Source organism: Granulicoccus phenolivorans DSM 17626 = NBRC 107789 = JCM 15570, from assembly GCF_000423085.1.
In the GTDB taxonomy this organism is placed as follows: Bacteria; Actinomycetota; Actinomycetes; order Propionibacteriales; family Propionibacteriaceae; genus Granulicoccus; species Granulicoccus phenolivorans.
In genome coordinates, this window is record NZ_AUHH01000002.1 from 1 (window position 1) to 14695 (window position 14695).

Below are 14695 nucleotides of genomic sequence, written 5' to 3' on the forward strand. Positions count from 1 at the left end.
CGTCATAGGAGTACCGGCGTGCTTTGGTCGTGCGTCGGTCGATCACCGCGACGGTGGCCCGGGCCCGACCCGGGGTCTGCCGCAGCCGGGCGGTCAACTGCTGGCGGGCATGGTCACGGTTCCAGCCGGTCACCGCGACCACCTGATCCAAGATCTCGCTCTTGCCCTTCTTCGGCGCCGCCGCATAAGCCTGCGCGTACTTCTTGGTCACCTCGTACCTGGCAGCCAACGACAGATCCTTCACACTCACACCCCATCGTGACCGCCACCCACACTTCCCGGGGAAAACTATGTGAGGCACGGCACCCTGCTACGCGGGGACTCTGTGTGAGTCTCGTCGTCGATTTGACCCCCCTGATCAGTCGTGTATAGTTGAACAGGTCGCCGCGGGGTGGAGCAGCTCGGTAGCTCGCTGGGCTCATAACCCAGAGGTCACAGGTTCAAATCCTGTCCCCGCTACGAGAAAGGCCTTCTGGCCAGGAGAAATACCTGGTCAGAAGGCCTTGTTTCTATCCTCGTTCGCGGACGCGACCAGCTCGGAACAGCACGAGCGGGAACGAACGGCGGGGCTAGGGTTGCAGCGTGAGCGACAGCGATGCGCCCGCGACCTCGCGGTGGAGTCCGGCAGAGCTGACGCCGGGCTACTTCCCAGCCGTCATGGCCACCGGGATCGTTTCGGTGGGCGCGCTGCTGACCGGACACGGCATCCTCGCGGCAGTCCTGTTCTGGTGCGCGATCGTGCTCTACGCCGTGCTCATCGTCCTCACCGGATGGCGCCTGATCGCGCATCGCGACCGGGTCGTCGCCGACTTCAGGTCGCCGTCGCGCGCGTTCGTCTTCTTCACCTTCATCGCCGCGACGAACGTCATCGCGACGGGGTTCCTCGGCACCGGGCGCTCCGACTTCGCCCGGGCGCTGCTGATCGTGTCGGTCCTGGCGTGGCTGATCCTCGGATACGTGATCCCGTGGACGGCGGTGCTGGGCAGCAGCCACCGTCCGATGCTCGACTCCGCGAACGGCACGTGGTTCATCTGGGTGGTCGCGAGCCAGTCCGTCGCCGTCGTCGCCGCCGGTCTGGACCCCCTCGACGAGCGCTTCCGCGATGTGCTGTCCGTGCTCGCGGTCACGGCCTGGTCGATCGGCGTCATCCTCTATGGCGCATGCGCGATATTCGTGACCCTGCGGATCATGCTCTACCGTCTCGACCCGGAGGACCTCGACCCGCCGTACTGGGTAGCGATGGGCGCCCTGGCGATCACGGTCGTCGCCGGCGCCCGGATCGTGCAGATGCCCGATGCGCCGATGGTGAACGCGACGCGCGAGCTGATCGCCGGGCTGTCGGTGGTCTTCTGGTCCTTCGCCACGTGGCTGATCCCGGTGCTGTTCGCCGCCGGCGTCTGGCGGCACTGGTTCCACCGCGTGCCGCTGCGCTACCAGCCGACCCTGTGGAGCTTCGTCTTTCCGATGGGCATGTACGCGGTCGCCGGGATCTACCTCGGCCGGGCCGATCGCCTGCCTCTGGTGGAGACGGTGGGCTCGGCGTGGTTCTGGCTGTCGCTGCTGGTGTGGGCGCTGACCGCAGGGGCCATGCTGGTCAGCGCCGGGCAGCGGCTGATCGGCGGGCGGGCCCGGACCCGGAGCAACGTCAACCGGCGCTGACCCGGAACAGCCCGTGGGCGCCTCGCTCCGCATCGACCATGTAGTGCGACACGAACGGATAGGTCCCCGCCTCGGGGAAGGCCAACTCGACGAATCCGCCCTGGGCCGGGGCCAGCGCCAGCGCCTGCGCGCCGGTATCGGTGCCGTGATCGACCAGATAGCGTCCCTCCGCCCAGGTGGTGTCGAACTGGCCCCCGACGATGTGGAAGCTGGTCGGTCGATCGATCCCGGCATCCAGCACCCAGATCCGGACGCGCTTGCCCGCCACGACCTGCAACGGAGCGTGATCGTACTGCGCGGCGTACCCGTTGAAGGTGACCAGATCCGGGGCCGCCTGCGCAATCTTGGCGGTGTCTACCTCGCCGGCGTGGTGATCGCCGAGGTAGTACTCCCCCTGGATCAGCACGAAGCTCTGGTCCACCGGAGCCAGATTGTCCGGCTCGATCACCACTGCCCCGTACATGCCGTTGGCGATGTGGGCCGACATCGGCATCGTGGAGCAGTGGTACATCCAGATTCCCGCCCGGGTCGCGGTGAAGGTGTAGCTGAGGCTCTCCCCGGGTGGGATCGTGCGCATCGGCTGGTCCGGAGCCAGGGCCCCGGCATGGAAGTCGATCGAATGGCCCATCGTGGAGTCGTTGCGCAGGGTGATCTCGAAGGTGTCCCCGACCCGTCCGTGCAGCACCGGCCCGGGAGCGGTGCCGTTGTAGGTCCACAGGGTCTGGGTGACCCCGGGGGCCACTTCCCGCACGGTGTCGGTCACCGAGAGGGTGGTGCGGTGCACCGTCGGCCCGGTCGCCGCCGGGAGGGCGGGCAGGGTCGCGTCGTACGGGGTGAAGCCCGGCCCGGGCGCCCGGGTCAGGTCGATTCCGGAGGGGGCGGCGGTGGGAGTGGGGCTCGCTGACGTTGTCGGGGCCGGGGTCGCGCCGGCGCCGCTCGCAATCACGGTCAGGGTCATCCCCAGTTGCCGGTGGCCCACGATCGAGCACCAGCCGTCGACATCGGCGGTGATCACCCCGGCGTCGATCCGTTCGGACTCCCCCGGCGCCAGGCGCGACCCCGCGACACCGTTGGCGAGCACCAGGTCGTGGGTCTGGGTCGGGTCGGTGTTGGTCAGCTCGATCACCAGGCGATGTCCGGCCGGAACCTCGATCCGGTTCGGGGTGAACCGCATGTCGGCCGCGGTGACCCGCACGGTCGTCACCGGCGCATCGGCCGCTCCGGCCGGGCCGCTCCCCCAGCCCATCGAGGCCGGGGATGCGGCAGCACCTCCAGCGACCACCAGCAGGACCGCGAGCAATCCGGCGACCAGCTGGGCGCCGCCGCGTGCCGGCGGTCGCTCGGGCACCTTGCTGCCCGGCGTGGTGCCTTCCCGTTTCGCCCGCCGCTGGGCCCGCATTGCGACCACCAGCAGGACCAGGAAGGAGGCCATGGCCACCAGGTACAGCACCGAGGCCGCCACCCGGACCACGCTGGAGACGGGCAGCGCGCACGCCACCAGGGCCACATTCGCCGTGGTCACCCGCAGCACCCCGGCCCGGTCGAACGCCCACGTACCGGCGCGCACCGCCGCGGGACCGCCACCCAGCACCACCGGGATCAGATAGCTCAACGCCCCGACCAGCACCTGCGCGGCGAAGCCGGCCGCGAAGAACGGCACCACCTCCCCCACCGCGGCGGTGGCGACGCCGGCGGCCCGTCCGGACGCCAGCCCGACCAGGGTTCGGACGATGACGAAGACCGTCGACCCCGTCCACCACGCAAAAGCGGCAGCGATCGACAGCGCCGCAAAACTCGTCGGGGGCGCCGACCGCGCGGCGCGTACGCCGGAGACGGCGATCACGACCAACCCGACCAGGTAGCCGGCGAGGCCGACGACGAGGACGACGGGTACGCCGATCGCCGCACCGGCGGCGGCGACCAGGCTGGCCGCAACCAGGACCGGCAGTGCCCGGGCCGCGCCGATGTCGGCGGCCGGATCGGCGCGGGTACGCAGCACCGTGGGCCAGAACGTCACCAGGGTTCCGGCAACGGTCAGTCCGATCCAGCCCAGGGTGTTGACCAGCAGATGCGCCAGCACGAGTCCGGCCGGCATCCCACCGCGGGCGATCAGCGCCCCCAGCACCCCGCCGATCACCAGGCAGCCCGCGGCGGCGATGTAGTAACGCACGATGTGCCCGAACTTGCCCGGCAGGTTGCGCCGCAGGCGCAGCCACAGCGTCACCCCGTGCCAGCCGACCGCCGCGACCAACAGCGCGGCCCCCAGCGCGGTGAGGCCCCAGACGCCGGTCGGGACGCCGATCAGGACACCCAGCGCCCCGGCATTGGCCAGGATCAATCGGATGTTCTCCCCCCGGCGCTCGGCCAGGCCGGCCCGACTGCGCAACAGGGCGTAGGAGAAGTACTGGCTCCACACCAGGATGGCGTGGGTCACCGCGCCGAGCAGCAGCAGGTGGATCAGCAGCCACTGCGCGGCCGGGATCCAGCGGTGCGCCAGCGCGGCCAGGACTGCCGCCAGCAGCCAGGCCACGGTCGGGATGTCGCGCATCGGCCAGAACCCGCGTCCCACCGTGGCGGGTCGGTCGGCGGTACCGGTGGTGGAGATCTTCATGACACCGAGCTCTCGGTACGCCGGTCGGTCGCGGCGGCGGCGCCGGTCCGGGATCGGGATCGCCCCGGCAGCGAACTGCCGACCGCGACGAGAAGGAACAGCAGAATCGCCAGGACCCCACCGGCTCCGCCGATCTGCCACGCCAGGGGGTGTCCCAGGCCGTCGCCGAACCAGATCCGGACGATCAGGGCGAGTTGCAGGGTGATCGCCGGTACCCAGAACACCGGGCGGTACTTCATCCGGACGTGCAGGACGGCCGGCAGGATCGTCGGGGCGTGCGCCAGGATCATCGAGATCGTGTAGCCGAGGAAGACGCTGTGCACGATCGCGTCGTAGACCGGCTGACGGGTCGGGGCGCCGAGCAGCAGCAACAGTGCAGCCAGGCTGAGCCACACGTAGCCGGCGAGGATGCAGGCCGCGGCATAGCGGGTGACCCCGGTCAGCCGGATCGTGCGCCGAGCCACGTCGTGAATGACCAGCCAGGCCACCAGCGAACACAGCACCAGGCCGGTCAGGACGGCCCCCAGGTCCGGCAGCCCGGTCCCGATCAGCAGCGCGAGTCCGAAGGCCACCGCATGCGCCAGCAGGCGTACGCCGGCCCCGGCCCCCATCGTGATCCGGGCCAGCTCGACACGCTCGGCAGCGATGGTGAACACCACGAACCCGATCAGCCAGGGCAACACGTGGAGCATCTCCACCCGTCCGATCCACAGGATCGCCCCGGCCAGACCGAAGGCCGTGGCGAGCAACTCGGTCAACTGCACGTGGTCGTGCTGGCGTCGCCACAGGGGTACGTACAGCAGGGTGAAGGCCGCCATCCCGCTCGCCACGACCACCTTGGCGAGGGTCAGCGGCACCGGCGCCAGGACGAGCAGCACCCCGCCGGCGCCCAGCAGCAGCGGCGCGGCGTAGCCGTACCAGCGGTCCAGCGCGGTCGCCCGCTCGAGGGCGATCACGGTGCCGACGAACCCGAGCACCAACAGCACTCCGTGCACCTCGGCCAGCCGCCCCGAGTTGACCGGTGCCGGCAGGCCGAGCAGGACCAGCCCGGCATCCAACCCGGCGAGCAGCGCGAAGCCGGCCGGGAGCAGCCACCCCAACCGTGGGCCGGGTCCGGCCTTCCGGTGCGCAGCGAGCGTCGCGGTCGTCATGCCGCCCTCGCGTACCGGGCACCGGGTCCGCGGCCGCACTCCGCAATCTTTTTCACGGAATCAGTGTATTAAAGTGGGTCGGGCCAGGTACGAATCCAAGGAGTGACATGGCCGACATTCAGATCCACCGTTCCCGGGAGCACGCCTCCGCATCGGCAGCATCCGGCGGCTGCGCCTGCGGGGGACACGACGAGGACATTCCCGAGTTGGATGTCCAGACCATCCCGCACGCGATCCGGCACGCCGCGATCTTCGGCGCCGTGGAATCGCTGCACCCGGGAGGCGGCCTGGTGATCTCGGCAACACACAACCCGGTACCGCTGCTCAATCAGTTGGCCGACCGCCACGGCTCGGACTACAGCACCGAATACCTCACCTCGGGGCCCGAGCGCTGGCGCATCCTCATCCGCCGCACCCAAGTTCGCCCCTGAGGATTCCTCCCCACTTGCGTCCGGGGCCCGCTGATGCACTAACCTGCAGGTGTGACGGGTCGCCTGCGTACGCGGGTGGCCGCACATGGCACGCTTCCACCCCGACGCCGCTCACCTGCGCACCTGGTACCAGGGCACAGAACCGCAGCGCCGCCGGGCGCCCTGTCCGGGCATGGCGCGCTCAGCACTGAACAAAGGGAAAAGAACATGGCTCAGGGAACCGTCAAGTGGTTCAACGCCGACAAGGGTTTCGGCTTCATCGCACAGGACGACGGTGGTGCGGACGTTTTCGTCCATTTCTCCGCCATTCAGTCGACCGGCTACAAGTCGCTCGAAGAGAACGAGAAGGTCGAGTACGACCTGGCCCAGGGTCCCAAGGGCCTGCAGGCTGAGAACGTTCGCGTCATCTGAAACACAGCACACCGAGGCCGTGGTCCGCACTTGCGGGCCACGGCTTCGCTGTGTCCGCGGGAATCGTTATTGACACTTGATCCGGTTTCTGCGACAGTTCGTCAGCCTTGCGTACACTTTGTGTGACACGTGCCCGGCAGCCCGTCGGGCACTCCTGTCGGAGGGCCCCTGTGACACCCCCACGCAACGCCACGGCCGAGTCCGCTCCCCTGCGTCGCCGCATCCTCGATGCCGCGCGACGGCTGTCGGACGATGCCGGCGGGCTCACCCTGAATCTGGACACCCTCACCATCGACGAGATCATGCAGGAGGCCGGGGTGGCCCGGACCTCGCTGTACCGGGTCTGGGAGTCCAAGGAGGCCTTCTATCAGGATCTGCTCTGCGATCTGGCCGGCCCGGAGGTCCAGGGCACCGTGTTCAGTCGGCAGGTCCTGGTCGAGGTCCGCACCAAGGTCGCGCAGAACCTCGATCAGCTCCGCGCTCCCGAATCCCGCGCCCGCCTGCTGGACACCGTGATCCGCGACGTGATCCGGGCCTACTGCGATGAAGTGCTGGGTTCGCCGCGGTGGCGCTCGCTGATCGCCATCCAGGCCACCGTCGCCACCATGCCGGGCGACGCCGACCGGGAGCAGGTCCTCCAGCAGCTCAGCCTCACCATCGCCGCGCACAACAAGGCACTGGCCGACACCATCGAGGATGTGGCGATCGTGCTCGGGCTGCGGCTGCGTCGGCCCGCGGCGACCTTCCTCGAACTGGTCCGGATCGCTGCCCCGCTGATCGACGGAATGGGGCTGCGGGCCCCACTGGCCGACCACCCGGTGACCTCCACCGTCGACGTGGACGGGGCCGAATGGACCCTGCCGGCGCTGGGCTTCAAGGCGGTCATCGACTCCTACCTCGAGCCGGATCCGGACTACGACTTCGCCGACGCGGTCTCGGCGTACCTCACCAGGCAGGCCCAGCGCACCGAGTGAGAGCGCCCGTGGCCCGAGCCGCCGGAACGTGTGGACGGCCGGATCCCGGGATTCCCCGGCGTCCGGCCGCAGTCCCGACATTACCTCCGGGAGCCGTCAATTCTGCTGGGTCGAACCTGAGAAGAAACTGTGAAAGGGATCAGGGATGCCGGGACCCCGGATGCGCCCGGTTCCGGCGGCCCGATGTGGTGAGATGTCCCCTATGACCCAGTACCCGATCAGCCAGACCACCCTGGACAACGGCCTGCGGGTGGTGGTGAGCCCCGATCACAGCGTGCCCGCCGTCGCGGTCAATCTGTGGTACGACGTGGGCTCCCGCCACGAGGAGGCGGGTCGGACCGGGTTCGCGCACCTGTTCGAACACCTCATGTTCCAGGGTTCGGAACACGTGGCCAGCGCCCAGCATCTGGCCCTGATGCAGGCCCAGGGCGCCTCGGTCAACGCGACCACCTGGTTCGACCGGACCAACTATTTCGAAGCGCTGCCGGTGGGCGGGCTCGACCTGGCCCTGTGGCTGGAGGCGGATCGGATGGGCACCCTGCTGAGCGCGGTCAACCAGGAGAATCTGGACAACCAGCGCGAGGTGGTCAAGGAGGAGAAGCGGCAGCGCTACGACAACGTCCCCTACGGCGACCTGATGATCCACCTGTGCGAAGTGGTCTTCCCGCAGGGGCACCCGTACGCCCACACCACGATCGGGTCGATGGAGGATCTGAACGCCGCCTCGGTGGAGGACGTCCATCGCTTCTTCACCACCCACTACCGCCCGAACAATGCGGTGCTGTCGCTGGTGGGTGACCTGACCCCGGAGCAGGGCTTCGCCAAGGCCGCGGAGTACTTCGGGGAGATCCCCGCCGGCCCGGTCCCGCCGGCGCCGCAGATGCCCCCGCTGGAGCCGCTGGCCGAGCCGACCCGGGTACGCCTGACGCGCGAGGTCCCCGCCGCCCTGGTCGCCCTCGGCTGGCGGGTCCCGCAGTTCGGGGACCCGGCCCTGGACGCGGTCTCCCTGGCCCTGGACATCCTCGGCGGCGGTACGCAGAGCGCCCGGCTCTACCGGCTGCTGGTGCGTGACACCGAGCGGGCGGAGTCGGTCAGCGCGTCCGCCCTGGGGCTGATCGGCGGCAACTCCTTGGCGGTGGTGAATGCCCGCGCCCGCGACGGCGTCCCGATCGACGACCTGACCGCCGAGATCGGCGCGGAGATCACCCGGCTGGCCGAGGAGGGACCCACCGCCGAGGAGATGCGGCGTGCCAAGGCGCAGTTCGAGCGAGCCTGGCTGGAATCCTTGGCCGAGATCGCGACCCGCGCCGATCAGTTGTCCGCGTACGCCACGCTGGTGGGCGATCCCGAACGGGTCAACGCCCGGCTCGCCGAGGTCAATGCGGTGACCGCCGACCAGGTCCGCGAAGCAACCAGCACCTGGCTGAACCCCGACCGGGCGGCCGGCGTCGTCTACCTGCCGACCGCGTCCCCCGAGGAGAACTGAGCATGCGTACGACTCCCCCGCCGGTGGCCCCGGCCGCCCCCTGGAGCTTCCCCGCCGCGACCGAGCAGGTCCTGCCGAACGGCCTGCGGGTGTGGACCTACCACCTGCCCGGCCAGCAGGTGATCACCGCCTCGGTCGCCCAACCGATCCCGCTGACCGCCGAACCCCGCGACCTCGAGGGAGTCGCGGTGATTGCCTCGCGCACCATCGACGAGGGCAGCCGGGAGCACCCCGGGATCAGCTTCGCCGAGACCCTGGAGACCGAGGGCGCGGAGTTGACCCTGCATCACGGGTACTCCGGTCTGGCGGTGGCCATCGACGTCCCCGCCAGCCGGTTCCCGATCGCGCTCGGGCTGCTCGCCGAATCGCTGATCAGTCCGCAGATCAGCGACCAGGACATCGCCCGGCACGCCCAACTGCGCCTCTCGGAGATCGAGCAGATCCGCGCCAACGGGGCCCAACTGGCCAGCACCCGCTTCCGCTCCGCCCTGTACGCCGACTCCGAACGGCTCGCCCGGATGAACGGCGGGGAACCGGCCACCGTCGCCGGACTCACCGGGGCGGCTGCGCGGGACTTCCACGCCGCGTACTACGGACCCGAGGGGGCCACGCTGATCCTGGCCGGGGACTTCTCCTCGATCGCGGATCTGCCCGGACTGATCGCCTCGGCCGGGTTCGCCGATTGGTCCGGCCCCGCTACCCGCGTACCACTGCCGGCGGCGGCCCGGGCGGCCGATCCGGCGCGGATCCTGATCGATCGTCCCGGGGCGGTCCAGGCCGATGTGCGGCTCGGGGCGCCGGCGATCGACCGGGCGGATCCGCGCTGGGTCCCGTTCACCGTCGCCGTCCATGCCGTGGGTGGCGCCTTCTGGTCCCGGCTGAATCGGGTCCTGCGCGAGGAACGCGGCTACACCTATGGCGTGCACCTGGCCCGCACGGCGTACCCCCACGGGGGCCAGTACACGTTCAGCGGTTCGTTCCGGACCGAGGTGACCGCGGCCGCGATCGCCGAGGCGCGGGAGCTGCTCGTCCTGGGCGATCAACCGATCACCGCCGAGGAGGTCGCCACCGCGGTCAACTACCACGCGGGAATCTCCCCGCTGCGCTACGCGACCGCCGGGGCGGTGGCCGATCAGGCGACCGATCAGGCGCTGGCCGGCCTCGGCCCGGACTATTTGACCGGCTTCCTGGCCGCGCTGCGCGAGGTCACCCCAGCGCAGGCCACCGAGGCGTACAACTCGCTGGTGGATGTGGACGCCGCGACCCTCGTCGTGGTCGGTGACGGCGACGCCCTCACCGAGGAGTTGCGGGCTGGCGGCCCGCTGCAGGTGGAGCCGGTGCCGACATGATCGACCCACTGATCGTCGATGACCACACCATCTTCCGGGCCGGCCTGGCCCGGTGTGTCGGTGGCGGCCAGGGCATGGCGATGGTGATCGAACGCCTGTCCTGATCCCGGACGGACGCCGGCCGGGTGCCCCGATCAGTGATCGGGCGCACCCGGGGCAGGACGCCTGACCCACCGCGTCAGCGCGTCGTTCCCGCATCGGGCCGGTCGAGCCAGTCGAGCACCACATCGGCAACCTCGGCCGGTTGGTCGTCGGTGATGAAGTGCGCCGCGTCCTCGATATAGGCAAAGTCGTATTCGTCGGCATACTTCTCCGGATGCGGGCAGCACACCCGCATCGCTTCCTCGCTCCAGGGCCAATCGCGGCGCCCGAAGACGGTCCGCGTCGGCACCGTGAGCCGACGACGCCGGTAGTGGCCCCGGGCCAGGCGCATCGCCTCCGGCAGGATCATTCTTCTGGTGAGGGGCTGTACCGCGGCATCGATCTCCGGGCGCGCCATTGCCGCGAGATGGGCATCGATCTCCTCGGCCGTCAGCGGATGGGCCAGGTACGGCGCCGCGAAGATGCCGCGCAACGACCGTCCGGGTCGGTGCCAGATGAACCGAGGCAGGTGCCGGAACCCGGGGGCGAGCCGCGGGCGCATGGCCAGGAAGGCCGGCGGCACCGAGAGTTGCACATGCCGGCGTACCCGCTCGGGATGCTCATAACTCATCTGCATCGCGGTGATGGCACCCATGTCGTGGGAGACCAGATGGGCGCGATCGATCTCGAGCGCGTCGAACAGCGCGAGCAGGTCTCGCAGTCGGGTCAGTCGTTCCACCCGGGCACTCGTCGCCTGCGTCCATCCCGCGCCGCGCAGATCGGGACACAGCGCGCGATATCCCCCGGCGACGCGCGCGGCGACCTCCCGCCACTGCCACCAGTGCTCCGGAAACCCGTGCAGGAACACCACGGGGTCCCCGGTACCGATCGTCGCAACATGGGTCCGCAAGCCGGGTGTGTCCACCATGACGTGCTCGAAACCGGGCGCCTCCGGCAGAGGCGGCGACCACGTTGAATGGGGTGCTGCTGCAGCGGTCATGACGACCTCCATCGCGATCTACTATATTTATAGTAGATCGAGGGGAAGAGGATGTCCATGGGCCCGAGAACCCGAGAGCGCAGCCTCGAGGCGGCAGTCGAATTGGTCGGCACCGACGGCGTACGCGCCCTGACCCACGGCCGGGTCGACCAGCGCGCCGGACTCCCTCCGGGATCGGCATCGAACTGGTTCCGGACCCGCCGGGCCCTGCTGGCAGCACTGGTCGACTGGATCGCTGAGCGGGAACGCGCCGACCTCGATCCCGGCGCCCTGCCGCCGATCTCGGATCCCGACTCGCTGATCGCGGGGATGTGCGCGATGTTCGAGGTCCAAGCAGGTCCCTTTGCCACCCGCACCCGTGCCCGGTACGCCCTGTTCCTGGATGTCTCCCACGATCCCGAGCTGTTCGAGCCACTGCGGCGTCAGCGACTGGAAGTCGAACAATGGGCCGAGGTCCTGGTGCGCCGGGCCGGGATCCCCGACCCGGCGAGCGCCACCCGGACCCTGATGGCCCTGGGCGACGGCCTGATGTTGCACCGCCTTACCGTGGACCCGAACCTCGACGCCCGACCGTTCCTCGAGCGCGGAATTCGTGACCTGGCGCGCCCGCGAACGAGCGCCCCGGACTAGCCGCCCATCAGCTTGATCGCCTCGTTGAGGGCGTCCCGGGCCTGGTTCGTCTTGGTCTGATAGGTACCCAGATCGCCGTTCTTGAGCGCCTGATCGGCCTCGGTGAACAGCGTCTGCGATTCCCGCAGCTTGGCCGACGCCTCCGGGGAGAGCTGCCCCAGCTGGGTTCCGGGGGTCTGCCCGGTCTGGGTGTTTCCGGAGGTGGTCTTCTGCTCCCCCGTCTGCGCGCCCGCATCTCCGGCGAACACCTGGTCCAGCGCCTCCTGCAGGGTCTCACCGATGCCGACATGCTCACCGAAGCGGACCATCACGAAGGTCAGCACCGGATAGGCACCGGTCGACCCCTGGGCCTGGGTGTAGACCGGCTGGACGTACAGCAGGCCGCCGCCGACCGGCAGGGTGAGCAGATTGCCGTAGGTCACCGCGGCCGCGCCCTGGTTGAGGTACTGCCGCAGTCGGGTGGCCACCGCCTCATTGGTCTTCATCGCGTTGAACGTCTGCCCCGGCCCGTCGATCTGGCGGTTGTCGGCCATCCGCAGAATCCGGATCTTGCCGTAGTCGGGGCTGGTCGCCTCGGCATTGACCGCCATGTACGCCGCCAGGTTCTGCCGGCCCCGCGGGACGAACACCGAGGTCTGGGAGAAGGCCGCGGGGATCGCCGGCTGGCCCTGCACGCTCGGCCACCGGATCGACAGGTAGTACGGGGTTTCCTTCTGATTGTTCTGGGCCACCGGGTCCCGCGGAATCTCCCACAGGTCGTTGTTCTGGAACCACACGTTGGGATCGGAGACGTGGTAGCGGGCGAGCATCTCCCGCTGCACCTTGAACAGGTCCTCCGGGTACCGCAGGTGGCTCATCAGGGCCGCCGGAATCCGGTCCCGCGGCTGCACGGTGCCGGGGTAGGCCTTCTCCCACGTCTTCAGCACCGGATCCTGGGCGTCCCACTCGTACAGGGTCACGGTGCCGTCGTAGGCATCCACGACCGCCTTCACCGAGTTGCGCATGTAGTTGACCGTGTCGGTCGGCACCAGCGAGGGATCGGTCTGCGAGTCGTCGATGGCCTGGGCCAAGGACACCCGCTGGGAGTTCGGGTAGGAGTCGGAGGTGGTGTAGCCGTCCACGACCCAGACCACGCGGCCCTCCACCACCGCCGGGTAGCTGTTGGAATCCAGCGTCAGCCACGGTGCCGCAGCCTGGACCCGCTCCCGCGGAGTGCGATCGTAGATGATCCGCGAGTCCTGGTTCACCCGCTCCGACAGCAGAATGTTGATGTCGCCGTACTTGATGGCGTACAGCAGCCGGTTGAACCAGTTGCCGATGGGTACGCCGCCGACGCCCTCGTAGGTGTAGGAGGAGTTCGCCGCGTCGATCTCGTAGTTGACCCCACCCTGAGGGCCCCCGACGATCGAGTATTCCCGGTGCGATTCACCGAAGTAGATCCGCGGTTCGTAGTCCTTGATCTGCCCGTCGACCGGCATGTTGTAGGACATCCACACCGGCTCACCGTTGGGGCCGCGCTGATTGCCGTGCGCGATCACCATGCCGTAGCCGTGGGTGTACGCGGTGTGCAGGTTGTTCCAGGAGCGGTCGGGGATGTTGGTGACGTCCAGTTCGCGGACGGCGACCACCGAGTCGTTCTCGGTGTTGTCGAGCACGTACCGGTCGACATCCAACTGCTTGGGGAAGGAGTAGTAGCCGCGCACCTGCTGCAACTGGTCGAAGGTCGGGCTGACCACGGCCGGATCGATCAGCCGGATCCCGGGCAGGGCCTCGGCGTCGGAACGCAACTGTCCCGCGGTTGCCTCGGTCCGGGCGGAGTAGTCGGTGATCTCCACCTTGTCGATGCCGTACGCCGCGCGGGTCGCCTCGATGTGCTTGGTGATGTAGGGACCCTCCTTGTCCGGCTCGTTCGGACGCACGGTGAACTGCTGCACGATCGCCGGGTAGATCCCGCTCAGGATGATCGCGGAGACCAGCATCAGCACCAACGCGGTGATCGGGACGATCCAGCGCCGCAGGAAGGCATTGGCGAAGAAGAAGACCGCACACAGCGCACCGATGATGGACAGCACCAGACTCGCGGTGATCGAGGCCTGGGCATCGGTGTAGGTGACGCCGGTGAACAACCCGGAGCTGTCGAGTTGGAAGCCGTAGCGATCCAGCCAGGCGCTCACCGCCCCGGTCAGCACGAGCAGGCCGACCAGTACCGAGACGTGGGCCTGGGCCGCCGGGGTCGAGCCGTCGACCCGGCGCAGATTCAGCTTGAGCGCACCCAGAATGAAGTGCGAGATGACCGTGGCCACCACCGCGGTGAACAGCAGGGCGCCCAGGGAGGACACGAGGTAGCGCCACCAGGGATAGTCGAAGACGAAGAAGGAGGCGTCCAGCCCGAAGGTGGAGTCCTTCACCCCGAACGGCACCTTGCTGCGCCAGGCCAGGAAGGTCTGCACCTGGGCCAGCGCGGAGGTCCCCGCGAACAGCCCGACGAGGATGCCCACGATCACCAGGACCAGCACCAGGCGGGACTCCAGCAGTTCCCGGTAGCGCTGCACCAGTTCACTGTTGGGTCCCTGCGCGCGAATCTTCGGCCGGACCCGGAACGCGATCCAGATGTTCCCGACCACGATCAGTGCGCCGACCACCCCGAAGGCCAGGAACAGCCCGACCCGGGTCCAGAACTGGGTGGACCAGACCGTGGGGAAGTTCAGATTGTTGAACCACAGCCGGTCGGTCCAGACATTGGTGAACAGCAGCAGCGCCACAATCGCGACGACGAGGATGATCAGGGTGGGTAGCAGTGCACCGGCCCGTCTGTTTCCGGTTCGGAACGGGTTGGCCGTACTCATCTCTGTTCTCCTGGTTCGTCGGGCGTGCGTCTGCACCTGCAGGCAGCCGCCGGCGGTAGCTACCCT

The 14695-nt window shown here is 69.1% G+C and carries 11 protein-coding genes, 1 tRNA gene and 1 pseudogene; 8 read left to right on the forward strand and 5 right to left on the reverse strand.

The window, feature by feature from the left end; translation table 11 throughout:
* Positions 1-250, reverse strand: a pseudogene (locus tag G531_RS0101435) (hypothetical protein); the annotation flags it as partial.
* A 135-nt stretch (positions 251-385) separates the two neighbouring features.
* Here G531_RS0101435 and G531_RS0101440 point away from each other — a divergent pair.
* Together G531_RS0101440 and G531_RS19625 are read left to right on the forward strand one after the other, a co-directional pair.
* Positions 386-459 (forward strand) — tRNA-Met (locus G531_RS0101440).
* Positions 460-582: 123 nt separating this feature from the next.
* Positions 583-1659, forward strand: a complete 1077-nt coding sequence (locus tag G531_RS19625; RefSeq protein ID WP_051214885.1) for a tellurite resistance/C4-dicarboxylate transporter family protein — start codon at positions 583-585, stop codon at positions 1657-1659.
* Here the strand turns inward: G531_RS19625 and G531_RS0101450 are convergent.
* A complete protein-coding gene (locus G531_RS0101450; protein WP_211221743.1) occupies positions 1646-4270 on the reverse strand; it encodes a multicopper oxidase domain-containing protein in 2625 nt (874 codons plus the stop codon). The genes G531_RS19625 and G531_RS0101450 overlap by 14 nt on opposite strands.
* A complete protein-coding gene (locus G531_RS19630) occupies positions 4267-5421 on the reverse strand; it encodes a hypothetical protein (protein ID WP_145978566.1) in 1155 nt (384 codons plus the stop codon). Before G531_RS19630 ends, G531_RS0101450 begins: the two co-directional genes overlap by 4 nt.
* A gap of 107 nt (positions 5422-5528) precedes the next feature.
* Between G531_RS19630 and G531_RS0101460 the strand changes: the two genes are divergently transcribed.
* From G531_RS0101460 to G531_RS19640, 5 genes are all read left to right on the forward strand, one after another.
* Positions 5529-5852, forward strand: coding sequence for a DUF2249 domain-containing protein (locus G531_RS0101460; protein ID WP_026925896.1), 324 nt, complete (start codon positions 5529-5531; stop codon positions 5850-5852).
* Between the two features lie 207 nt (positions 5853-6059).
* Complete coding sequence (locus G531_RS0101465) at positions 6060-6263, forward strand: cold-shock protein (RefSeq protein WP_026925897.1); 204 nt, start codon at positions 6060-6062, stop codon at positions 6261-6263.
* A gap of 170 nt (positions 6264-6433) precedes the next feature.
* Positions 6434-7237: a TetR/AcrR family transcriptional regulator gene (locus G531_RS0101470; RefSeq protein ID WP_026925898.1), complete on the forward strand. Its 804-nt coding sequence runs from the start codon at positions 6434-6436 to the stop codon at positions 7235-7237.
* 202 nt (positions 7238-7439) lie between these two features.
* On the forward strand, positions 7440-8723 hold the full coding sequence (locus G531_RS19635; RefSeq protein ID WP_035756808.1) for a M16 family metallopeptidase: 1284 nt from the start codon (positions 7440-7442) through the stop codon (positions 8721-8723).
* Positions 8724-8725: 2 nt separating this feature from the next.
* A complete protein-coding gene (locus G531_RS19640) occupies positions 8726-10072 on the forward strand; it encodes a M16 family metallopeptidase (protein ID WP_051214887.1) in 1347 nt (448 codons plus the stop codon).
* Positions 10073-10250: 178 nt separating this feature from the next.
* Here the strand turns inward: G531_RS19640 and G531_RS0101490 are convergent, their stop codons facing one another.
* Positions 10251-11081 (reverse strand): alpha/beta fold hydrolase, encoded by an 831-nt coding sequence (locus G531_RS0101490; protein ID WP_211221744.1) that lies wholly within the window; start codon positions 11079-11081, stop codon positions 10251-10253.
* Positions 11082-11210: 129 nt separating this feature from the next.
* Between G531_RS0101490 and G531_RS0101495 the strand changes: the two genes are divergently transcribed.
* Positions 11211-11783 carry a TetR/AcrR family transcriptional regulator gene (locus G531_RS0101495; RefSeq protein WP_026925900.1) on the forward strand — a complete coding sequence of 191 codons (573 nt, stop codon included), beginning with the start codon at positions 11211-11213 and terminating at the stop codon, positions 11781-11783.
* Here the strand turns inward: G531_RS0101495 and G531_RS0101500 are convergent.
* Positions 11780-14629, reverse strand: a complete 2850-nt coding sequence (locus tag G531_RS0101500; protein WP_026925901.1) for a UPF0182 family membrane protein — start codon at positions 14627-14629, stop codon at positions 11780-11782. The two genes, G531_RS0101495 and G531_RS0101500, sit on opposite strands and share 4 nt — an antisense overlap.
* Positions 14630-14695 lie beyond the last annotated feature (66 nt).